Origin of the sequence: Aeromonas sp. 602200 (assembly GCF_049173895.1) — a bacterium.
Classification (GTDB): Bacteria; Pseudomonadota; Gammaproteobacteria; order Enterobacterales; family Aeromonadaceae; genus Aeromonas; species Aeromonas veronii_A.
In genome coordinates this window covers 1-21,447 of record NZ_JAAKSL010000023.1, presented here as the reverse complement: position 1 = coordinate 21,447, position 21,447 = coordinate 1, and the positions used below count along the sequence as shown (strand labels likewise).

The window sequence follows — 21,447 nt, the reverse complement described above, 5'->3', positions numbered from 1 at the left end:
CGTTATGGGTTCAGTCGTTCTCCAGCGCAGTGAGGCAGTGCGAGAGGGTGCGGGCCAGCGCCCCCTGATTGCGCAGCACCACGGCGCGGGCCTGCTCGCCCATCTCGCGGCAGGCGCTCTCGTCGGCAAACAGCTGGCTCACCCGCTCGCCCAGCTCGGCGGCATCGGCCACGATGGCGGCGCCACCCTGAGCCACCAGCTGGCGGGTAATGTCGCTGAAGTTGAAATAGGCGGGCCCCGTCAGGCAGGGCTTGCCGAGGGCTGCCGGTTCCAGCAGGTTGTGACCGCCGATCTTCACCAGACTGCCGCCGACAAAGGCCACATCGGCCGCCGCCAGCATCAGCGGCAGCTCGCCCATGGTATCGCCGAGATAGACCTTATCCTCCGCACGCACCACAGCACCATCAGTGCGACGCACGCAGCCATAAGGGGCACACAGTTCGGCCACCCGGTCGAACCGCTCGGGGTGGCGTGGCACCAGAATGAGCAGCGCGTCGGGATGGCGTTTGAGCAGCAGATCGAAGGCGGCCAGCACCTGCTCGTCCTCACCCTGATGGGTGCTGGCGGCGATCCAGACCGGCCGATCCGCCCCCAGCTGCTGGCGCAGGGCACGCCCCTTGGCCTGCACCTCGTCACCAAACTGGATATCGAACTTGATGGAGCCGGTCACCGCCAGCCGCGAACGCTCGATGCCGAGGCGGGCGAAGCGGTCTGCGTCATCCTGATGCTGACAGAGCAGATGGGTCAGCGGCCGGCTCAGGGCATCGAAGGCGCCGTGGAAGCGGGCATAACGCTGGCAGGAACGCTCGGAAAGACGGGCGTTGATGATGGTCACCGGCAGGTGGCGCGCCTCGCAGGCGGCCAGCCAGTTCGGCCACAACTCGGTCTCCATCACCCAGAGCGCGCGCGGCTTGAAGGTGTCGAGAAAGGCCGCAATGGCCCAGGGGTAGTCAAGCGGCGCGTAGCGATGGATCACCAGATCCCCCAGCCTGGCAGCCTGATCGGCGCCGGTGCGGGTGGTGGTGGTGAGCAGGATCGGCAGATCGGGCCGCTCCGCCTTGAGGGCACGAATGAGCGGCGTGATGGCCAGCGTCTCGCCCACGCTCACCGCATGGATCCAGAGCGGCGCCTCCTGTCCGGTGGCGGGCAGCCGCCCGAGATGCTCGGCCCAGCGCTTGCCAAAGCCGGGCTTGCCTTTCTTCGGCTTGTAGAGCGCCAGCAGCGCCAGCGGCAATCCCAGATGGATCAGCAGGTTGTAGAGCAGACGGTAGGGCATCTTACTGACTCTGCTCCAGCTTCTTGCAGGCATCGACCACCTGCTCCGGCGCTAGGTCGATCAGGCACTTGAGATGGCCGAACTTGCAGGTGCGCTTGAAGCAGGGGCGACACTCGATGTCGGTGTGAACGATCTCGACCCGATCCGCCAGCGGCGGGGTGTAGAGCGGCGAAGTGGAGCCATAGACGCCCACCAGCGGCCGGTTGAGGGCGGCGGCGATGTGCATCAGGCCGGAGTCGTTAGAGATGACCCGGCTGGCCAGCGCCATCAGATCGATCGCCTCGTGCAGGCTGGTCTTGCCCGCCAGCACGTGGCAGTTGGGGCGAGTCAGCAGGTTGACCCGATCCCGGATGGTATTGGCTACCGGTACATCCTTGTTGGAGCCGAAGATCCACACCTGCCACCCTTCGTCCAGATGCTGCTGGGCCACCACGGCGTAGTGCCCCTCCGGCCAGCGCTTGGCCGGGCCAAACTCGGCACCGGGGCAGAGCACAAGCACCGGGCGGGCGCGATCCAGCCCCAGTCGCTCCAGCGCCTTGCTCTGGTTGACCAGATCGACGTGCAGAGAGGGGTGCGGAATGGTCGGAATATCGGCCCGGCTCTTCATCTGCGCCTTGGGATAAGCGAGCGCCAGATAGCCCTCCACCATCAGCGGGAAGGCGGATTTGTTGCTGCGCATATCGTTGAGCAGGCCGAAGCGGTGCTCCCCTTTCCAGCCGGTACGCACCGGAATGCGGGCAAACCAGGGGATCAGCGCCGACTTCATGGAGTTGGGTTGAACGATGGCCTGATCGTACTTCTCGGCCGCCAGTTGTTTGCCGAGGCGGCGGCGCGCCACCAGCTTGAAGTCACCGTGGCCGAGGGGCATGGTGATCGCCTTGTCCACCTCCGGCATCCGCTCCAGCAGGGCGCAGCACCAGGCGGGAGCCATCACGTGCAGCTCGCACTCGGGATGGTTGGCCTTGATCGCCTTGTAGAGACTCTGGGACATCACCATATCGCCGACCCAGGAGGGGCCGATCACCAATATTTTCATTACGCGTCTTCTCTCGGGTCTGGCCCGGCGGTTAATCATCACTGGACGAGATTATGCCCCAAGAATGGTCGGATAAATAACAGAAGATCCTTGGCAATCGCCTCTGCCGTCTCATTTTCCCAGTGACGATCTTCTTCCAACTGGGCGAGATTACGCGCCACATGCAATGGTCGGATAAATAACAGAAGATCCCTGCTAGGCACCTTCACTTCCTCATTTTTCCAGCGGCGACCTTCCCCCAGCCTGGCGAGATTACGCACCACATGCAATGGTCGGATAAATAACAGAAGATCCTTGCCAGGTACCTCTGCCGTCTCATTTTTCCACAGGTCTTCTGAAGAGACGCAACGCCAGCCGGGCAGGTAAACAGCTGGCAGAAACGGGCAATGGCGGCTCTCTCTTTGACCCGTTTTTCCGTTAGAATGGCCCATCAATACGCATTCGACCCGCCAGCCGGGCAATAACCGTGAGCCCCATTTCGTGAAAAAACCGACTCTGGCTGCCGTTCTGATCGTCAAGAATGAAGCCGACAACCTGCGCAAGTGCCTCGCCTCCCTCGACGGACTGGTGGACGAGATCGTCATTTTGGACTCGGGCAGTCAGGACGAGACCCCGGCTATTGCCGCCGAGTTTGGCGCCCGCTTCTTCGTCAACGCCAAGTGGCCGGGCTTTGGCAAACAGCGCCGACTGGCCCAGTCCCACGTGCTGTCCGACTGGGTGCTGTGGCTGGATGCCGACGAGCGGCTCACCCCCGAGCTGAAAACCGCCATCGCCAACGTGATGGCCAATCCGGCCAGCGATACCATCTACTCGATCCCGCGCCTCTCCTGGGTGTTTGGCCGCTTTATCCGCCACAGCGGCTGGTATCCGGATCGGGTGCTGCGCCTCTACCCCAAGGCACTCACCAGCTACAACGAGGCGCTGGTGCACGAAAAGGTGGAAGTGCGCGCCAACATGAAGATCGTCAACCTCTACGGCGACCTGCACCACTTCACCTATCGGGACCTGGAGCACTATCTAGTCAAATCCGCCGGTTATGCCCGCGCCTGGGCCGATCAGCGCACCGCTCGCGGCAAGAAGGGCTCCCTCAGTCAGGGGCTGATGCACGCCGTCGGCTGCTTCATCAAGATGTACCTGCTCAAAGCGGGCTTCCTCGATGGCAAGCAGGGGCTGCTGCTGGCGATCCTCTCCGCCCACTCCACCTTCGTCAAATACGCCGACCTCTGGGTGCGCCAGCAACCGCAGCAGCCGGAATAACCGTCATACGAAACAGGGCCCCGCGGGGCCCTGTTTGCATTGCTGCATAGGTTACTTGCGCCAGAAAGGCGCCGCCCAGCGGGCCATCACCGGCACCATGGTCTTGGGATCGAGTTGACTCATATCTTCAGGATGGTCGCTATCCTCCGGCGGGCTGAAGGCGAGGTGACGCCCTTCGCTGTTGAGGGGCTTCCAGCGCAGCGGAGTAGCGGAGCGGCGCATCGGGAAGAAGCCGATGGTCGGCACATCGAGCGCACCGGCGATATGGAGCGGGCCGGTACTGCCGGCGATAAACAGGGCTGCGTTGGCCAACACCTGACAGAACATCGGCAAACCGTCGCTGGAGCGGTAGATCCAGCCGTTGCCGCCGTGGGCCAGCAGCTCGGCCGCCAGCTGTTCGGCCATCTTCTCCTCGCCCGGGCCTGCGGTCAGCACGCACTGCAGCTCGGGGCAGGCCTGATTGAGCTTGATGATGATGCGGGCGTACTGCTCGATGGAGAGGTTGTTAGCCGAGCCACCGCTGCCGGCGTGTACCATCAGCCAGGGGCGGCTGGCATCAAGCTTGAGCTTGAGTGCCAATTGCTCGCGCACCTGTAGCAGGGTCTCGTCATCGAACTGCAGGAAGGGGGTCTGGGGCTCCACCACGGCCACCTGCTGATCGGCCAGGAAGCGGCGGATCAGCTCCAGATTGTACTCGGACTCCGGCTTCTGGGAGCGGGAGCGGCGCTGCACCAGTCGCTGGTTGTAGAGCACCTGCGCCAGCTTGGTCGCCGGCGCCAGCCGGTAAGGGATATGTGCCTTCCACACCAGCATGGCGTTGCGGGAGTTGGAGAAGAGGCAGATGGACGCGTCGAACGCCGCCGCCTTGATCCGCGCCAGCAGCGCTCGCTGTTGCTCCTTGTCGGCCCGCACGCCCGGATCGATGATCACCTCGTCAATCCAGGGGCAGAGCCGGGCCAGCGGCGCCGTGTAGGCCGGAACCAGGGCAGTCACATGACACTCCATGGAGCCTTTGAGCATGGCGAAGCTAGGCCACGCCAGCATGAAGTCACCAATCTTGTCATTGCGAACGACCAGAATACGTTTCATAAAAAATCCCTTTGCTCCCTGTCACCAATGCAAGGAGGCTTGATGCGCGATGGCGTATTCTTGCCTGATGCACTGCTATTCTCAAGCGACGACCTTATAATGCGACCAAATTTCCAGGTTGCAGGACCACAAAGATGACTACCAGGGTGATCTATCCCGGGACATTTGATCCCGTTACCAATGGCCATGCCGACCTGATCGGCCGCGCCGCCAAGCTGTTTGACGAGGTGATCGTCGGCGTCGCCAACAGCCCGAGCAAGCGCCCGCTGTTCGATCTGGCGGAACGTGTCCAGCTTGTCCAGCAAGTGACCAGCCAGCTTCCCAACGTCAAGGTGGTCGGCTTCTCCGGGCTGCTGGTCGATTTCGCCAAAGAGCATCAGGCCAATGTGCTGATCCGCGGCCTGCGCGCCGTCTCCGACTTCGAGTACGAGTTCCAGCTGGCCAACATGAACCGCCGCCTGATGCCCACGCTTGAGAGCGTCTTCCTCACCCCGGCCGAGGAGAACTCCTTTATCTCCTCCACCTTGGTGAAAGAGGTGGCGCTGCACGGTGGCGACATCCGCCAGTTTGTCGACCCCGTGGTAGCCCAGGCAATCGCAGCCAAACAGCAACAGCGCTAATTCCTCCCCTGATGGCAGAAACGACAAGGGCTACCCGCGGGTAGCCCTTGTTGTATCTCTCTCGCTATGGAGAGGTCAGCCTGCTTGCCGGTTACTGACGGGCGAACCGCTCGTTCATCTCCTGAACCAGCAGATCGAGCCACTCGTAGCGGCGCCGATACATGGCCCGCTTCCTGGAGGCAATCTCCTCCAGCGGCTTGCGCGGCTGGGTTTGCAGGGCGACAAAGTTGGCATCCACATCCCGGGCGTCGAACTCCTGCCACAGCTCGTCATAATCGGCCTGCAGGTTGGCTTTTTGCTTGCTGCTGTAGCGCCTAGCCTGAAACACGTGGGCCCGCTTGCGCACCGCCAGCACCTCGGCCGCCCCCATGCTCTGCGCCAGTTGCAGCACCAGCTGCACCAGCAGGGATTTGGGCCGCAGGCCGTGTCCCTCTTTGGTCAGCTCGCGCACCCGATCCTGGGCATTCTCGACCGCAGGCTCCGGCCCCTGCATGGAGCCGATCATCAGAATCAAATGATCCACGCTACCCGCCAGCGAAAAGGCGCAGCTGTAGAGGCGCTGCCCCTCGCCGTTGACGATGGAGAGCGCCAGCTCGGCCTCGCGGCGGAAGGTGCCATCATGGCGCAGCAGAAGGCGGCAGCCACTCTGGGGATAGTGCCCCAACTCGATCCCCTCGCCCAGATAGAGGGGATCAATCAGCTGGGGGTAGCACTCCAGCAGCAACCGATAGTGATTTTCCAGCATCTCGGCCCGTTGACGGGCGCTGGCACAGGCGAAGCGATAAGGACGCATCGGCTTGTCGAGCAGCTCGGGATAAACAGCTGGCAGTGCCTTGAGCGAGTCGCACTGAAACAGGCTGAAGACCCGGCTCAACGACTTGCGATAGAGCAGGCTGCGCAGCACAAACTTGCCGCGATTGAAGGTTTGGCGCTCGCACCCCTCGGGATAGAGGAAGCGGGCCATGGATTTTGCGCAATAGCGCTCCTGCCGGGATAGATACTCCCAGTCTATTGATTTAACTGTCATTTTTATATTCTCAAACCGCCTGAACGGTCGGGATACTAGTGACAGCTGTGCAAATCTTCAACAGAGTGGAAATACGCTGTTACAACTTCCCCCGGATCGGGGCAAAAAGTGCGCTCAGCGCTGGCAATGACTGCAAAAAACCGTGGTGCGCTGGCCCATTCTTGTCTCGGTCAGCAGGGTGTGACAGTGGAAACAGGGCTGACCGCCACGGCCATAAACCTGCAACTGCTGCACGAAATAGCCCGGCTTGCCATCGGCACTGGTGAAATCCTTGAGAGTGGTTCCGCCCTGGCGAATTGCCTCGGCCAACACCCGCTTGATCTCGGCCACCAGGGTTCCCAGCCGCTCGGCACTGATATTGCCCGCCGCCCGTTTGGGGTGAATGCCGGCAGCATAGAGCGCCTCGTTCGCGTAGATGTTGCCCACCCCGACCACCACCTGATTGTCCATCAGGAACTGCTTGATGGCAGTGCTGCGCCCCTTGGCACGCCCCTGCAGGTAATCAGCACTGAAGGCATCGGTGAGCGGCTCGGGCCCCAGCTTGGCGAGCAGCGCGTGGGCTTCGGCCGGTTCCCTGGTCCAGAGCAGGGCGCCGAAGCGGCGCGGATCGTTTAGCCGCAGCAGCTTGCCATTCTCCAGCTCGATATCCACGTGGTCGTGCTTCTCGGCCGGGGTGCCGATATCCAGTACCCGCAGGCTGCCGGACATCCCCAGATGAAGGATGGCGGTGCCGAAATCGGTCTCCAGCAGCAGGTATTTGGCACGGCGGCGCACCCGATGGATGGTGAGGTCCACCAGCTCCTGAATCTCACCGGGGATCGGCCAGCGCAGGCGGCCATCCCGCACCACCACGCGCGTCACCTTGATACCGGTGAGCCAGGGGGAGATCCCCTGACGGCTGACTTCAACTTCTGGCAATTCAGGCATGGGTACCTCGCAAGGAAAAGGAACTCAGGGGGCAGGGCGCAGCAGATCGCGATACTGCTCGGCTGTGAGGGCGAGCCAGAGACCGGACGGCAGCTGGGCACCATACTGACCGCGATTCTGATAGAGGCCGATCTCGACCGGATCGTTCTGGCCGGCAATCCACACCTTGATGGTCACCGGCGCACCGCGTACCGCTTCACCGGGGGGTAACAACCAGCCCTGCCAACGTGCCAGCCGGGCATCCAGCTGCGCGCTGTCGAGCCCCAGATCCGGCCCGCTGCGCCAGCCCTGACCGATCCGCTCAATCTGCCAGCTCGGCCCCTGCCAGGTGAGCACCACAGCCTCATCAGGCAGCAAGGGGCGAGCGCGCTTGGCGCTATTCTCCTGCTGGGCCAACTCCATACGATGCAACAGGGTGATCACGATCAGCACCACCACGATGATCACGTTATTCCAGCCTTTGCGGCTCAATTTGAACATGGCAAGTCTCCCTTTGAACCGGCAGTGTACTGAATTCGACGCATAAAAAAACCCGGCACGAAGCCGGGTTTTTGGGAATGCAGCATCAAGTAATTACTTGATTTTGCCTTCCTTGTAGATCACATGCTGACGAACAACGGGATCAAACTTTTTGATCTCCATTTTTTCGGGCATGGTGCGCTTGTTTTTGGTAGTGGTATAGAAGTGACCAGTACCGGCGCTGGAGTTCAGGCGAATTTTCTCGCGAATACCTTTAGCCATGATCTAATTCCTTATACCTTAACACCGCTGGCGCGCAGTTCAGCCAGAACCACTTCAACGCCACGCTTGTCGATGATACGCATGCCTTTTGCGGATACGCGCAGGCTTACGAAGCGTTTTTCACTCTCAACCCAGAAACGGTGAGTGTGCAGGTTCGGCAGGAAACGACGCTTGGTAGCGTTGTTAGCGTGCGAACGGTTGTTACCAACTGCCGGGCGCTTGCCGGTTACTTGGCATACTCTAGACATGTCAGTCTCTCCAAATCTTACTTCATTGCTCGAGCAAATATCTGCCCCGCTGGCCTTCGATTGCGGGGCAAACAGAAGGCGGCATTTTATACAGCATCCGTGATCAAAGATCAACTAATACGGTGCCAGAGCACAGTTATAGCCAACCGCGCTCGGCAAAAGAAACCGTGATGCCATCACCGATCACCAAGTGATCCAGCACTCTGATATCGATCAGGGCCAAAGCGGCCGTGATCCGATCCGTGATCTGGCGGTCGGCCCTGCTGGGCTCGGCGACGCCGGACGGGTGATTATGCGCCAGAATCACCGCGGCTGCATTATGTTTGAGCGCGATCTGCACGATTTCTCTTGGCCAGACGCTCGCCGAATCGATTGTGCCGTAAAAAAGCTCAACAAATTGAATGACTCTGTGCTGATTGTCGAGCAACAGCAGGGCAAACACCTCGCGCGGCCGATCCCGCAACTGGGCCTGTAGATAGTCGCGGGTCAGCTGGGGTGAGGTGAGGGCATCGCCCCGCTGCAACTGCTGCGCCAGATGGCGCTTGGCCATCTCCAGCACCGCCTGCAACTGGGCATATTTGGCCGGGCCAAGGCCGTGGGCCTCGCAGAAAGCGCGCTGATCCGCGCCCAGCAGATTGCGCAGCGATCCGAATTGATTCAATAGATTACGTGAAAGATCCACTGCACTCAGGCCATTGACGCCAGTGCGTAGAAAGATGGCGAGCAGCTCGGCATCGGAGAGCGCCGCAGGCCCCTGACGCAGCAGCTTCTCTCTGGGGCGTTCATCTTCCGGCCACTCTTTGATGCTCATTTGTCTCTCCCTCATCCCTGTTGAGAAAAAACATAGCAAAAAATTGCGCGCGCCCGACCACACCCCTTGATGCCAACCCCTGTCGTCATCCATTGCCTGTGGTATCTTAGCCGACCAGTCAGAATGAGCCGGATAGAGAAACAGCAGATGAGATTGGCCGATAAACGCATCCTGTTGGGTGTCAGTGGCGGGATCGCCGCCTACAAGAGTGCCGAGCTGGTACGCCGCCTGAAAGATCAGGGCGCCGAAGTGCGGGTGGTGATGACCCGCTCCGCCAAGGAGTTCATCACCCCGCTGACCCTGCAGGCGGTCTCCGGTCATCCGGTGGCCTACAGCCTGCTGGATCCCTCTGCCGAAGCGGGCATGGGCCATATCGAGCTGGCCAAGTGGGCCGATCTGGTACTGATCGCCCCCGCCAGCGCCAACCTGATGGCGCGGATGGCTGCAGGCATGGCCGACGAACTGCTGACCACCCTCAGTCTGGCCACTCCGGCGCCCATCGCGCTGGCACCAGCAATGAACCAGCAGATGTATCTCAACGCCGCCACCCAGGCCAACCTCAAGACCCTGGCCAGCCGCGGCATTCTGCTGTGGGGGCCGGATGCCGGCAGCCAGGCCTGTGGCGATGTGGGCCCGGGCCGGATGCTGGATCCCCTCGAACTGGTGGATCGCTGCTGTCAGCAGCTGGCCGCCGAGCCCTTGCTGGCAGGCGTCAAACTGCTGCTCACCGCAGGGCCAACCCGCGAGGCGCTGGATCCGGTGCGCTACATCAGCAACCACAGCTCCGGCAAGATGGGCTACGCCATCGCTCGCGCTGCCCGTGAAGCAGGCGCCGAAGTGACGCTGGTGAGCGGCCCGGTGACGCTAGCTACACCTGCTGGCGTGACCCGTGTCGATGTGGAGAGCGCCGAGCAGATGCATCAGGCGGTGATGAGCCGGGTCGGCGAGTGCGACCTCTTCATCGGCTGCGCCGCGGTGGCCGACTACCGTCCCGAGCAGGTGGCCAGCCAGAAGATCAAGAAAACCGGCGACAACGACCAGATGGTGGTGAAGCTGGTGAAAAACCCCGACATCATCGCGGCCGTCGGTGCCCTTTCAGACAAACCCTTCACTGTCGGATTTGCCGCCGAAACCGTGGATGTGGAACAATACGCCCTCGACAAGTTGCAGCGTAAGCGGCTGGACATGATCGCCGCCAACGATGTGTCCCGCGAGGGGCAAGGCTTCAACGCCGATGACAACGCCCTGACCGTGTTCTGGCAAGGGGGCCAGGCTCCGCTGCCGCTGGCCGACAAGCTGACGCTGGCCCGTCACCTGATCGCCCTGATTGCGCGCCACTACCGGCACTGAGCGTCCCGAAAGAACAAGACTCACGGCGCCCCGCCTTGCCAAGAGGGGCGCCAACACAAGATCCAACTGAAAAAGCGATTCATGACTACACAAATTGAACTGAAGATTCTGGATGCCCGTATCGGTACCGAGTTCCCGCTGCCCGCCTACGCCACACCGGGCTCTGCCGGCATGGATCTGCGCGCACTGCTGGATGCGCCGCTGACTCTGGCTCCGGGCGATACCACTCTGGTACCGACCGGTCTGGCCATCCACATCCAGGATCCGGGTCTGTGTGCCACCATTCTGCCCCGCTCCGGTCTCGGCCATAAGCACGGCATCGTGCTGGGCAACCTGGTCGGTCTCATCGATTCCGACTATCAGGGTCAGCTGATGGTCTCGGTCTGGAACCGCGGCAAGGATGAGTTCACCATGCAACCCGGCGAGCGCATCGCCCAGCTGGTGATCATGCCGGTAGTTCAGGCCAGCTTCCAACTGGTCGATGAGTTCAATCAGAGCGAACGGGGTGAAGGCGGTTTTGGTTCTTCTGGTCGCCAATAACAGACCACACCAGCCCGATGGGCGGTGCCTAATAATAGAATCAAGCCATTGTTTTTTAGGGGAATCCATGGCAAGCAGTAATCAGAAACAGAGTCGGCGCGATCAGATCCTGCAGGCGCTCGCCCATATGCTGGAAACCAGTCCGGGTCAGCGCATCACCACGGCCCGTCTGGCGGCCGAGGTCGGCGTCTCTGAAGCAGCCCTCTATCGACATTTTCCCAGCAAGGCGCGGATGTTCGAGGGGCTGATCGACTTTATCGAGGATTCCCTGCTGTCACGGGTCAATCTGATCATGGCGGAAGAGAAGGACACCATGGCGCGCTGCCACCATATCCTGCAGCTGCTGCTGGTGTTCGCCGAGCGCAATCCCGGCATCACCCGCATCCTCAATGGCGACGCCCTGCTGGGTGAGCACGATCGGCTGCGGGATCGCATCAGCATCCTGTTCGACAAGCTGGAGACCCAGATCAAGCAGGTGCTGCGCGAAAAGCGGCTACGCGAAGGTCAGGGCTTCCAGCTCGACGAGACCATGCTGGCCAATCTGCTGCTGGCCTACACCGAAGGCCGCATCAGCCAGTTCGTGCGCTCCGAGTTCAAGCTCAAGCCGACCGCCGGTTTTGAAGATCAGTGGCAATTTATCCGCAGCCAACTGCTGCAGAGCTGATGGTTTTTTCGCATCATTCAGCAAAAAGAAGGGAGGCTTTAGCCTCCCTTCTTTTTTGTGTCAGGTTATTATGGCAGAAAAGAAGTACCAGATGCGACCCGTACTGTCGCGCTGCGGTGTTAGATTTATCCACCATAAACCTTTTAGAACCTGACAGGACATCCTATGGAACCCGAAATCATTACCGAAGCGCAGACCTGGCTGGTCAATAATCAGGGACTGCTGATCGAATACGGCGTCAATATCGCCGCCGCCCTGCTGACCCTGCTGGTCGGCTATATCGCCGCCAACCTCATCAGCGGTGGCGTGGTCAAGGTGATGCAGGCCCGCAAGCTGGACACCACAGTCACCCACTTCGTCGGCAGCATCCTCAAATACGCCATTCTGGTGTTCGTAGTGATCGCCGCGCTGGGCCGTGTCGGCGTGCAGACAGCCTCCTTCGTCGCCATTATCGGTGCCGCCGGTCTGGCCATCGGTCTGGCGCTGCAAGGCTCGCTCTCCAACTTCGCTGCCGGCTTCCTGCTGATCATCTTCCGCCCCATCAAGGCGGGCGAGTTTATCGAAGTGGCAGGCACTGCGGGTGTGGTGCAGTCCGTTCAGCTCTTTACCACTACCCTCACCTCCGGTGACAACAAGATGGTGGTAGTACCGAACTCCGCCATCCTCAACGGCACCATCGTCAACTACTCGCGTATGGATACCCGCCGCGTCGACATGACCTTTGGCATCGGCTACGGCTCTGACCTGCGCAAGGCCAAACAGATCCTCGAGCGTCTGGTAAGCGAAGAGCCGCGCATCCTGAAAGATCCGGCCGCTACCATCGCCGTTGCCGCGCTGGCCGACTCCTCGGTCAATATCGTGGTGCGCCCCTGGGTGAAAACCGCTGACTACTGGGGTGTCTGGTTCGACTTCCACGAGAAGGTGAAACTGACCTTTGATGCCGAAGGCATCGAGATCCCCTTCCCGCAGATGGTGATGCACATGCAAAAAACGCAGGCGTGATCGCGGTAAAGCAGCAACCCACAATGCCAGCCTTCGGGCTGGCATTGTCATTTCTGGCGCGCCATCCGCTGCTTAATCAGGCCGGCGGAATGAAAACAATTTCAGAGCTGCGGGCCAGCCCCAATCATGAGCAAGCGCAAGATCCGCCTTGCTTTCGTGACACATAATCCCAATGTTCTGGTTGTATGCTCCCGACCGTGACCCATTGCGGTAAAAGACAATCGGTAAAAATCTGTTACACGGGCCGCCCGATCGGCTCGCTATAATGCTCGGATAATAAGGTTTGGCGGGACCTTGCCTGCAAGGTTCAAACACAACTTGGCATTTCAGGAATCCTATGAAAAATATCAATCCAACCCAAACCCAGGCCTGGCAGGCACTGGAAGCCCACTTTGCAGCAAACAAAGAGACCCGACTCAAGGATCTGTTTGCGCAGGACCCGAAGCGCTTTGACAAGTTTTCCCTCACCTTCGGCGGCGACATCCTGGTTGATTACTCGAAGAACCTGATCACCGAAGAAACCCTCAAGTTGCTGGTTGATCTGGCCAAAGAGACCGATCTTCGCAGCGCGATCGATGCCATGTTCAATGGCGACAAGATCAACATGACCGAAGGCCGCTCCGTACTGCACGTGGCCCTGCGCAACCGCTCCGACCGCCCCATCGAGAGCGACGGCAAGGATGTGATGCCGGAAGTGAACGCCGTACTGGCCAAGATGAAGGGCTTCTGCGAGAAGATCATCTCCGGCGAGTGGAAAGGCTACTCCGGCAAGGCGATCCAGCACGTGGTCAACATCGGTATCGGTGGCTCCGATCTCGGCCCGGTGATGATCACCGAGGCACTGCGTCCCTACAAAAACCACCTGCAGATGCACTTCGTCTCCAACGTCGATGGCACTCACATCGCCGAGACCCTGAAGAAGATCGATCCGGAAACCACCCTGTTCCTGGTGGCCTCCAAGACCTTCACCACCCAGGAGACCATGACCAACGCCCTGACCGCCCGCGACTGGTTCATCAAGATCGCCGGTGACAAGGCCCACGTTGCCAAGCACTTCGCCGCCCTCTCCACCAACGGCAAGGCCGTGGCCGAGTTCGGCATCGACACCAACAACATGTTCGAGTTCTGGGACTGGGTTGGCGGCCGCTACTCCTCCTGGTCTGCCATCGGCATGCCCATCGCCCTGTCTGTCGGTTTCGAGAACTTCGAAGCCCTGCTGCAAGGCGCCTTCGAAATGGACATGCACTTCGCCACTGCCTCCTATGAGCAGAACGTGCCGGTGCTGCTGGCGCTGATTGGCCTGTGGTACAACAACTTCTACGGTGCCGAGTCCGAAGCCATTCTGCCGTACGACCAGTACATGCACCGCTTCCCTGCCTACTTCCAGCAAGGCAACATGGAATCCAACGGCAAGTACGTGGATCGCAACGGCAAGCCGGTTGACTACCAGACCGGCCCCATCATCTGGGGTGAGCCGGGTACCAACGGCCAGCACGCCTTCTACCAGCTGATCCATCAGGGCACCAAGCTGATCCCCTGTGACTTCCTGGCACCAGCCATCAGCCACAACCCGATCGGTGACCACCACCCGAAACTGCTGGCCAACTTCTTCGCCCAGACCGAGGCACTGGCCTTCGGCAAGAGCAAGGAAGAGGTTGAAGCCGAGTTCCTGGCGGCTGGAAAAACCCTGGAGCAGGTCAAGGATCTGGTGCCGTTCAAGGTGTTCGAAGGCAACCGCCCGACCAACTCCATCCTGTTCAAGAGCCTGACCCCGAAAACCCTGGGTGCCCTGATCGCCATGTACGAGCACAAGATCTTCGTACAGGGCGCAATCTGGAACATTTTCTCCTTCGACCAGTGGGGCGTGGAGCTGGGCAAACAGCTGGCCAACAAGATCCTGCCGGAGCTGGGCAACAACGAAGCTGTCACCAGCCACGACTGCTCCACCAACGGTCTGATCAACACCTGGAAAGCGTGGAAAGCCTGATTTATCCAGCCTTTCTGAATGCAAAAGCCCCGCTCGATGAGCGGGGCTTTTTTATGATTGTCGGGCTGATTTTTCTGGCTGGCCGGTCGGGTGTCCAGTCCGACCGGCGACGGGGATCGTCATCCCCGCCCCTTCATCCTCCAGCCCGATGCGGGCTTAACCGCCAACGGCAATGCGTTTCATGTCTTTCATATAACCACGCAGTACCTGGCCGATTTTCTCGCACCAGGCATGGTTGCGGGTCATACCTGATTAACCGCCAACGGCGATGCGTTTCATGTCCTTCATGTAGCCACGCAGTACCTGACCGATCTTCTCGATCGGGTGGTTGCGGGTCGCTTCGTTGGCCGCCAGCAGCGCCAGGTTATCCACGCTCTGCCCTTCCGCCTTGCTGGCCCCCAGATCGCCCGCTTTCAGGGTCGGCATGAAGTGCTCGCGCAGCAACGGCACTGCAGCGTTGGCGAACAGGTAGTTACCGTACTCGGCGGTGTCGGAGATGACCACGTTCATCTCGTACAGACGCTTGCGAGCAACTGTGTTGGCGATCAGCGGCAGCTCGTGCAGGGATTCGTAGTAGGCGGACTCTTCGTAGATGCCGGAGGCCACCATGGTTTCGAACGCCAGCTCGACCCCGGCCTTGACCATGGCCACCATGACCAGACCCTTGTCGAAGTACTCCTGCTCGGCGATCTTGCCGTCAAACGCCGGGGCGTTCTCGAAGGCGGACTTGCCGGTCTCTCCGCGCCAGGTCAGCAGCTTGATGTCGTCTTCGGCCCAGTCGGCCATCATGCCGCGGGAGAACTCACCGGCGATGATGTCGTCCATATGCTTCTCGAACAGCGGGCGCATCAGGGTCTTGAGCTGCTCGGAGAGCTCGAAGGCACGCAGCTTGGCCGGGTTGGAGAGGCGATCCATCATCAGGCTGATGCCACCCTGTTTCAGGGCTTCGGTGATGGTCTCCCAACCGAACTGGATCAACTTGCCGGCGTAGGCCGGGTCTGTCCCTTCGGCAACCAGCTTGTCGTAGCAGAGCAGGGAACCGGCCTGCAGCATGCCGCAGAGGATGGTCTGCTCGCCCATCAGGTCAGATTTCACTTCCGCCACGAAGGAGGATTCCAGCACCCCGGCACGGTCGCCGCCGGTGGCAGAGGCCCACGCCTTGGCGATGGCCATGCCTTCGCCTTTCGGGTCATTTTCCGGGTGAACGGCGATCAGGGTCGGCACACCAAAGCCACGCTTGTACTCTTCGCGCACTTCGGTACCCGGGCACTTGGGCGCCACCATCACGACGGTGATGTCGGAGCGGATCTGCTGACCCTCTTCCACCACGTTGAAACCGTGGGAGTAACCCAGCGCGGCGCCCTGCTTCATCAGCGGCATCACGGTTTTCACCACGTCGGAGTGCTGCTTGTCCGGAGTCAGGTTCAGCACCAGATCGGCGGTCGGGATCAGCTCTTCATAGGTGCCGACCACGAAGCCGTTGTCGGTGGCTTTCTGCCAAGAGGCACGCTTCTCGGTGATGGCAGCCTTGCGCAGGGCGTAGGAGATATCCAGCCCGGAGTCGCGCATGTTCAGACCCTGATTCAGACCCTGGGCACCACAGCCCACAATCACCACCTTCTTGCCCTTCAGCACGTTGCAGCCGTCCGCGAACTCTTCGCGCTGCATGAAACGACACTTGCCCAATTGGGCCAACTGCTGACGCAGGTTCAAGGTGTTGAAATAGTTAGCCATGGTGATTGCTCCGTTCGATTGATTCCATGCCGGATAGCGGCGTTGTCTGAACCACTATAGCGCGGGACACTTATTGCCTGAACTGATATATTCGAAACAGTACGTTGCAATAACTGAAACGCTCACCCTTCATAATTGCCTGCTGAATGTACCGCGAGATGGCAGAAACAAGCCGCCAACCGCTGGATATCGGGCACACATGCCGCGCCAGGAGCTGAAAGATGGATCTTCGCAATCTCGAGCTGTTTCTCCACCTCGCCGACTCCCTCCACTTCGGCAAGAGCGCCGATGCCATGGCGGTCAGCCCCTCCACCCTGAGTCGCGCCATCCAGCGGTTGGAGCAGGAGACCGGCTGCATCCTGTTCGAGCGGGACAACCGCTCGGTGCGGCTTACCCCCGCCGGCGAGAAACTGCGGGAGTTTGGTGGCGGCCTGTTGCAGGAGTGGCGCCAGCTCAAGCAGGAGCTCAAACGCAGCGATGAACCGCTGCAGGGGCGGCTGCGGGTGTTCTGCTCGGTCACCGCCAGTTACTTTCTGCTGCCCGAGGTACTGGAGCGCTTTCGCCGCCGCTACCCCCAGCTGGAGATCAAGCTGGAGACCGGCGACCCGGCGCTGGCGGTGGACAAGATTCTGGCCGACGAGGCCGATCTCGCCATCGCCGCCCGTCCCGATGCTCTGCCCGCCAAGCTGGAGTTCGCCAGCCTGCAACTGGTGCCGCTGGTCTTTATCGCGCCGCGCAATGCCCCGCAGCTGAACCAGTGGTTCCGTCAGGGCGAGCCGGACTGGGAGCAGCTGCCAGTTATCCTCTCCGAGCAGGGGCTGGCCCGCAAACGCAGCGATCAGTGGTTTCGCAACAAGGGGATCGCCCCCAACATCTATGCCGAAGTGGCGGGTAACGAGGGAATCGTCGCCATGGTGGCGCTCGGCTGTGGCGTAGGATTGGTGCCAGCGGCGGTGATCGACCACAGCCCGCTCGGCGACAAGGTGCGTATCATCGACCTCAAGCCAGCCTTCAAGCCATTTGATGTGGGGATCGGGGTGCTCAAGAAGCGGCTGGAGGAGCCGCTGATCCGCGCCTTCTGGGATACCGCGCAGAATCAGGGCTCACTGCGCTGACACCGGATTATAGATAAGGGCCGGATCGGCCATCATGATGCGGCTGGGCAGCGGCAAGTCGGGGTTGTGCAGCTCGAGGCGCACCCGCTCATCCAGTTTCAGCCGCCGAATGGTGCTGCCAAATCCCTCTTCAAAGACCCGGTCAAAAGCACCAGACTGCCGCGCCCGCTGCAGGCCGAGCTCGATGCGCTGCGCCAGCTCCGGATATTTTGGCGAGACAAAGAAGAGCAGCGCCAGCGGATAGCGAAACACCAGACGGGGCTCGATGGCGAGATCCGTGTGCTGCCGCAGTTCATCCTCGACCTCGATGACCGAGCGCAGGAAGCAGTCAAAGCGCTTCTTGCGCAGCATGTTGAAGAGCGCCTCATAGAGATTGCCCACCGTCACCTTGAGGCCGTTAGCCCGCAGCAACTGGGTGTCTGGCCAGGATCTATGCTGACCGATGGAGAGCCCGGCGCGATGCCAGTCCGCCAACGATCCGATCGCGGCAAAACGCCCCTCATCCCCCTGCCGAACCAGACACACCCGCCACCCCAGCAGCCCCTTGGCCAGCGGAATGTGGATTGCCAGCAACTCCCGCTCTCGCTCACCATCGGGGGCAAAGACACCGACCTGAACCAGCTCGCCGCTGCGCAGCTCCTTCACTGCCCGCCCCTGCTCCATCTGCGGGCTGGAAACCAGCTGGTAGGGGCCATATTCGGGCACGGTGAGATCGAGGGAGAGGCGCAGCAACTGGACGACGGCGGGGTTGGGATGATCCAGCAGCAGATTCCAGGCGCGGATAGGCTGCTCGGTTGCCGTTGCGCCAACCGTCCACAGTGCCATGCACCACCACCAGACTCTGATCATCCTGCGCACCATCCGTGCCTCATGCTCCTCGCCATACTATAACGCCAGCCAGCACCTCAACGGCGCCCTCTCTGAAAGATGTGTGAGCGCTCTCGTGTCAAATCTCGTGTCAAAAGTGACAATAGGCAAACCCGACAGGTCATCGCAGACTGGGCGTTCATCAACAAACGCCAAGGCGCAGGGAGGAGAGCCATGAAACAGCATCTGGTAGAGATCAAGGGTTCAACCCTGTTTGACGAGTATCTGCAAAGCATGGGCGTGCCCAGCACGGCGCTCGACCGGGAGCAGGATATCTATCTGCAGGAACGCCACCTGGGAGCCATTCGCCGGGTGCAAGGCGAACTGCGCTTTTATCTGCGTGCCAATGCCCTCAACAAACGGTGATCAGGATCCGGTCACAGAACCCGCAGCAAAGGCGTATTAGACTGGTATCTTCCCCCTTTTGTCGGGAGTGCCCATGAAAGCAAGCGGTCTGGATCGGCTGTTCAAACCCCACTCAATCGCCGTGATCGGCGCCTCGACCGACCCGCTCAAGGCGGGTCATGTGATCGTGCGCCACCTGCTGGCGGGCCAGTTCAAAGGGCCCATCCTCCCCGTCACCCCGCGCAACAAGGCCATCGCCGGCGTGCTGGCCTATCCCGATATCGCCAGCCTGCCGCTGACCCCGGATCTCGCCATCATCTGCACCAGGCGGGAGCGGGTCTTGCCGTTGCTGGAAGCGCTCGGCCAGAAGGGCGCGGGGGCGGCCATCATACTGGCCGCCGACTTTTCCCCCGAGGAGCGACTGGAGCTGAAACGGGTCTGCCAACAATATGGCATTCGCCTGCTCGGCCCCAACAGCATGGGGATGCTGCTGCCCGGCCAGGGGATCAACGCCAGCTTTTCCCCCATTGCCGCCAAGCCGGGGCAGGTCGCCTTTCTCTCGCAATCCGCCGCCGTCAGCACCACCATTCTGGATTGGGCCAAGCAGCATGAGCTGGGCTTCTCCGCCTTCATCTCCCTGGGTGATCACTGCGACATCGACTTCGGCCAGCTGCTGGATCAGCTCTCCCGCGACAGCGTCACCCGCGCCATCTTGATCTACATGGACAAGCTGCACGACGCCCGCCACTTTCTCTCGGCGGCGCGGGCAGCCTCGCGCAACAAGCCGATCCTGGTGCTGAAAAGCGGGCGCCACGATCCGGCCCACGGTCTCGACAATGTCTATGATGCCGCCATCCGTCGCGCCGGCATGCTGCGGGTACGGGATACCCACGAACTGTTTGCCGCGGTGGAAACCCTCAGCCACTCCATGACCCTCAAGGGAGAGCGACTCGCCATCATCTCCAACGGCCGCGGACTGGCCAATATGGCGGTGGATGTGCTGCTGGAGCGGGGCGGCAAGCTGGCTCGCCCGCCACTCGATATCGGCAGCGATGCCACCATCACCACCTATCAGGAGGCACTGGACAACGTGTTGCAGGAAGATGGCATCGACGCCATCCTGATCATCCACGCCCCCTCGCTCACGGCACCGAGCGCGCCGCTGGCCAGCCATCTTATTGCCCATCTGAAACAGCATCCCAGAGCGCGCCGTTTCAACATCCTCACCAACTGGGCGGGCGAATACTCGGCGCAGGAGGGGCGCAAACTCTTTACCGAGGCGGGCTTCCCGACCTACCGCACGCCGGAAAGCGCCATGGCCGCCTTCATGCACATGGTGGAATACCGCCGCAACCAGAAGCAGTTGATGGAGACACCGGCATCCCTGCATGGCAACCAGCTCAATGTAGATCTGTGCCAGCAGCTGATCCGCCAAGCGCAGGAGCGCAAACAGCTAAGATTGGATACCCATCTGGTGCACCCGATTTTACAAGCCGCCGGTCTATCGACCCTGCCAACCTGGATCGTCACCGACGCCATCGAGGCGACCCTCACCGCCGAGCAGATCGGCTATCCAGTAGCGGTAAAACTGCGCTCGCCCGATATCCTGCACAAGTCTGCCGTACACGGAGTGGTACTCAATCTGCGCACCTCGGCCGAAGTGGCGCAAGCCGCAGATGCCATTCTGGACAGGGTCAAACAGCATGATCCGGGCGCCCGTATCGAAGGGCTGCTGGTACAGCGCATGGCTCGCCGCAGCGGCGGCCTCGAACTGCGGGTACGCATCCAGCAAGACGCCATCTTTGGCCCCGTCATTCTGCTGGGTGAGTCGGGTGCGGAACCGCAGGAGATGGTGGCTGCCTTGCCACCGCTCAATCAGGCACTGGCCCGTTACCAGATCATCGGCGCACTCAAGAGTCGCAAGATCCGTGAGCAGGCCACACCGGAACGACTGGATATCGATGCCTTGGGCCAAGTGCTTTGCCAGCTCTCAGAGCTATTGCTCGCCTTTCCGGAGATTCAGGAGCTGGACCTGCACCCGCTGCAAGCATGCGGTACCGAGATGGTGGTACTGGATGCCAGCCTCACACTGACTGACCCCGCCATCCCGATAATCAACCGACTGGCGATCCGCCCCTATCCCACCGAACTGGAGGAGGGTGCCTGGCTTAAAGATCAGCGCCATATCCTGCTGCGCCCAATCCGGCCGGAAGATGAACCGGCTCACAAGCAGTTCGTGCTGCAAGTCTCTGATGAAGACAGGTACAAACGCTTCTTCGCCGATGTCGGCGAACTGGGTCACGAAGAGCTGGCCCGCATGACCCAGATCGATTACGACCGGGAGATGGCCTTCGTAGCGGTGGGGCAAGATGGCGAGCTGCAGGATCAAATCCTCGGCGTGGTACGCGCTATCTCGACCCCGGACCTGAGCGATGCCGAGTTTGCCATTCTGGTGCGATCGGACTTGAAAGGGGTGGGGCTCGGCAAATTGATGATGGAGAAGATCATCCGTTACGCCAAAGAGCAGGGGATTGGCCAGCTATCCGGCATGACCATGCCCAGCAATCGCGGCATGGTCAACCTCGCCAAACGGCTTGGCTTCAAGATCGATGTGCAGATGGACGAGGGGGTGGTCAATATGGAACTGCCCTGCAACCAGCAGAAGGCTGATTTGGCCGCCTGTAAACTCGCTCAAATGGCTGATAAGGCTCGGATATAGCCAGAAAATGGTGGGAATAATCGGCTATCTGGCACTCTTACTTGGCAGAGAAAAGCCAGATATTGGTGGTTTAAGGCGCTAAAAATACAAAA

General features: G+C 60.8%; 22 protein-coding genes. 10 read left to right on the top strand and 12 right to left on the bottom strand.

Annotated elements, in window-relative coordinates:
• Window positions 1-10 precede the first annotated feature (10 nt).
• From waaA to G5221_RS19870, 3 genes are read right to left on the bottom strand one after another with little or no spacing between them, the layout of a single operon-like run.
• Entirely contained in the window at window positions 11-1,276 is a 1,266-nt protein-coding gene (gene waaA, locus G5221_RS19880; RefSeq protein WP_421263768.1) for a lipid IV(A) 3-deoxy-D-manno-octulosonic acid transferase, read from the bottom strand.
• A 1-nt stretch (window position 1,277) separates the two neighbouring features.
• Window positions 1,278-2,312: a lipopolysaccharide heptosyltransferase II gene (gene waaF / locus G5221_RS19875; protein WP_124243350.1), complete on the bottom strand. Its 1,035-nt coding sequence runs from the start codon at window positions 2,310-2,312 to the stop codon at window positions 1,278-1,280.
• A gap of 38 nt (window positions 2,313-2,350) precedes the next feature.
• Entirely contained in the window at window positions 2,351-2,743 is a 393-nt protein-coding gene (locus tag G5221_RS19870; RefSeq protein ID WP_216952387.1) for a hypothetical protein, read from the bottom strand.
• 49 nt (window positions 2,744-2,792) lie between these two features.
• Between G5221_RS19870 and G5221_RS19865 the strand changes: the two genes are divergently transcribed.
• Window positions 2,793-3,569 carry a glycosyltransferase family 2 protein gene (locus G5221_RS19865; RefSeq protein WP_421263767.1) on the top strand — a complete coding sequence of 259 codons (777 nt, stop codon included), beginning with the start codon at window positions 2,793-2,795 and terminating at the stop codon, window positions 3,567-3,569.
• A 51-nt stretch (window positions 3,570-3,620) separates the two neighbouring features.
• Here G5221_RS19865 and G5221_RS19860 read toward each other — a convergent pair whose 3' ends face one another.
• Window positions 3,621-4,658 carry a glycosyltransferase family 9 protein gene (locus G5221_RS19860; RefSeq protein ID WP_144716160.1) on the bottom strand — a complete coding sequence of 346 codons (1,038 nt, stop codon included), beginning with the start codon at window positions 4,656-4,658 and terminating at the stop codon, window positions 3,621-3,623.
• Between the two features lie 134 nt (window positions 4,659-4,792).
• Between G5221_RS19860 and coaD the strand changes: the two genes are divergently transcribed.
• Entirely contained in the window at window positions 4,793-5,278 is a 486-nt protein-coding gene (gene coaD / locus G5221_RS19855; RefSeq protein ID WP_071914926.1) for a pantetheine-phosphate adenylyltransferase, read from the top strand.
• A 91-nt stretch (window positions 5,279-5,369) separates the two neighbouring features.
• Here coaD and G5221_RS19850 read toward each other — a convergent pair whose 3' ends face one another.
• The 6 genes from G5221_RS19850 to radC all read right to left on the bottom strand — a co-directional run bounded on the left by G5221_RS19850 (window position 5,370) and on the right by radC (window position 9,032).
• A complete protein-coding gene (locus G5221_RS19850; RefSeq protein ID WP_421263766.1) occupies window positions 5,370-6,305 on the bottom strand; it encodes a VirK/YbjX family protein in 936 nt (311 codons plus the stop codon).
• A 114-nt stretch (window positions 6,306-6,419) separates the two neighbouring features.
• Window positions 6,420-7,232: a bifunctional DNA-formamidopyrimidine glycosylase/DNA-(apurinic or apyrimidinic site) lyase gene (mutM, locus tag G5221_RS19845; RefSeq protein WP_005357390.1), complete on the bottom strand. Its 813-nt coding sequence runs from the start codon at window positions 7,230-7,232 to the stop codon at window positions 6,420-6,422.
• A 24-nt stretch (window positions 7,233-7,256) separates the two neighbouring features.
• The gene (locus tag G5221_RS19840) at window positions 7,257-7,712 is read right to left on the bottom strand and encodes a hypothetical protein (RefSeq protein WP_421263765.1); all 456 of its coding nucleotides are present in this window, start codon (window positions 7,710-7,712) and stop codon (window positions 7,257-7,259) included.
• Between the two features lie 93 nt (window positions 7,713-7,805).
• Window positions 7,806-7,973 (bottom strand): 50S ribosomal protein L33, encoded by a 168-nt coding sequence (gene rpmG / locus G5221_RS19835; protein WP_005307500.1) that lies wholly within the window; start codon window positions 7,971-7,973, stop codon window positions 7,806-7,808.
• Window positions 7,974-7,984: 11 nt separating this feature from the next.
• Window positions 7,985-8,221 (bottom strand): 50S ribosomal protein L28, encoded by a 237-nt coding sequence (rpmB, locus tag G5221_RS19830; protein ID WP_005307492.1) that lies wholly within the window; start codon window positions 8,219-8,221, stop codon window positions 7,985-7,987.
• A gap of 136 nt (window positions 8,222-8,357) precedes the next feature.
• Window positions 8,358-9,032 (bottom strand): RadC family protein, encoded by a 675-nt coding sequence (gene radC, locus G5221_RS19825; protein WP_252657257.1) that lies wholly within the window; start codon window positions 9,030-9,032, stop codon window positions 8,358-8,360.
• 147 nt (window positions 9,033-9,179) lie between these two features.
• Here radC and coaBC point away from each other — a divergent pair, with 147 nt between their 5' ends.
• The 5 genes from coaBC to pgi all read left to right on the top strand — a co-directional run bounded on the left by coaBC (window position 9,180) and on the right by pgi (window position 14,575).
• Window positions 9,180-10,382, top strand: a complete 1,203-nt coding sequence (gene coaBC, locus G5221_RS19820; protein ID WP_421263764.1) for a bifunctional phosphopantothenoylcysteine decarboxylase/phosphopantothenate--cysteine ligase CoaBC — start codon at window positions 9,180-9,182, stop codon at window positions 10,380-10,382.
• 81 nt (window positions 10,383-10,463) lie between these two features.
• Entirely contained in the window at window positions 10,464-10,922 is a 459-nt protein-coding gene (dut, locus tag G5221_RS19815) for a dUTP diphosphatase (protein WP_005355985.1), read from the top strand.
• A gap of 67 nt (window positions 10,923-10,989) precedes the next feature.
• Window positions 10,990-11,586, top strand: coding sequence for a nucleoid occlusion factor SlmA (gene slmA / locus G5221_RS19810; protein WP_005339495.1), 597 nt, complete (start codon window positions 10,990-10,992; stop codon window positions 11,584-11,586).
• Between the two features lie 165 nt (window positions 11,587-11,751).
• Window positions 11,752-12,588 (top strand): mechanosensitive ion channel domain-containing protein, encoded by an 837-nt coding sequence (locus tag G5221_RS19805; protein WP_088868140.1) that lies wholly within the window; start codon window positions 11,752-11,754, stop codon window positions 12,586-12,588.
• 337 nt (window positions 12,589-12,925) lie between these two features.
• Window positions 12,926-14,575, top strand: a complete 1,650-nt coding sequence (gene pgi / locus G5221_RS19800) for a glucose-6-phosphate isomerase (RefSeq protein WP_247823751.1) — start codon at window positions 12,926-12,928, stop codon at window positions 14,573-14,575.
• Window positions 14,576-14,827: 252 nt separating this feature from the next.
• Here the strand turns inward: pgi and ilvC are convergent, their stop codons facing one another.
• A complete protein-coding gene (gene ilvC / locus G5221_RS19795) occupies window positions 14,828-16,309 on the bottom strand; it encodes a ketol-acid reductoisomerase (protein ID WP_421207224.1) in 1,482 nt (493 codons plus the stop codon).
• Window positions 16,310-16,530: 221 nt separating this feature from the next.
• On the opposite strand from ilvC, the gene ilvY reads away from it, so the two are divergent.
• Entirely contained in the window at window positions 16,531-17,424 is an 894-nt protein-coding gene (gene ilvY / locus G5221_RS19790) for an HTH-type transcriptional activator IlvY (RefSeq protein WP_005342097.1), read from the top strand.
• Here the strand turns inward: ilvY and G5221_RS19785 are convergent.
• Window positions 17,413-18,273 carry a hypothetical protein gene (locus G5221_RS19785; protein ID WP_421207222.1) on the bottom strand — a complete coding sequence of 287 codons (861 nt, stop codon included), beginning with the start codon at window positions 18,271-18,273 and terminating at the stop codon, window positions 17,413-17,415. The genes ilvY and G5221_RS19785 overlap by 12 nt on opposite strands.
• Before the next feature lie 192 nt (window positions 18,274-18,465).
• On the opposite strand from G5221_RS19785, the gene G5221_RS19780 reads away from it, so the two are divergent.
• Together G5221_RS19780 and G5221_RS19775 are read left to right on the top strand one after the other, a co-directional pair.
• Window positions 18,466-18,657 carry a hypothetical protein gene (locus G5221_RS19780; protein ID WP_005339486.1) on the top strand — a complete coding sequence of 64 codons (192 nt, stop codon included), beginning with the start codon at window positions 18,466-18,468 and terminating at the stop codon, window positions 18,655-18,657.
• Between the two features lie 73 nt (window positions 18,658-18,730).
• Window positions 18,731-21,355, top strand: coding sequence for a GNAT family N-acetyltransferase (locus tag G5221_RS19775; RefSeq protein WP_421263763.1), 2,625 nt, complete (start codon window positions 18,731-18,733; stop codon window positions 21,353-21,355).
• The last annotated feature ends 92 nt before the right edge of the window (window positions 21,356-21,447 follow it).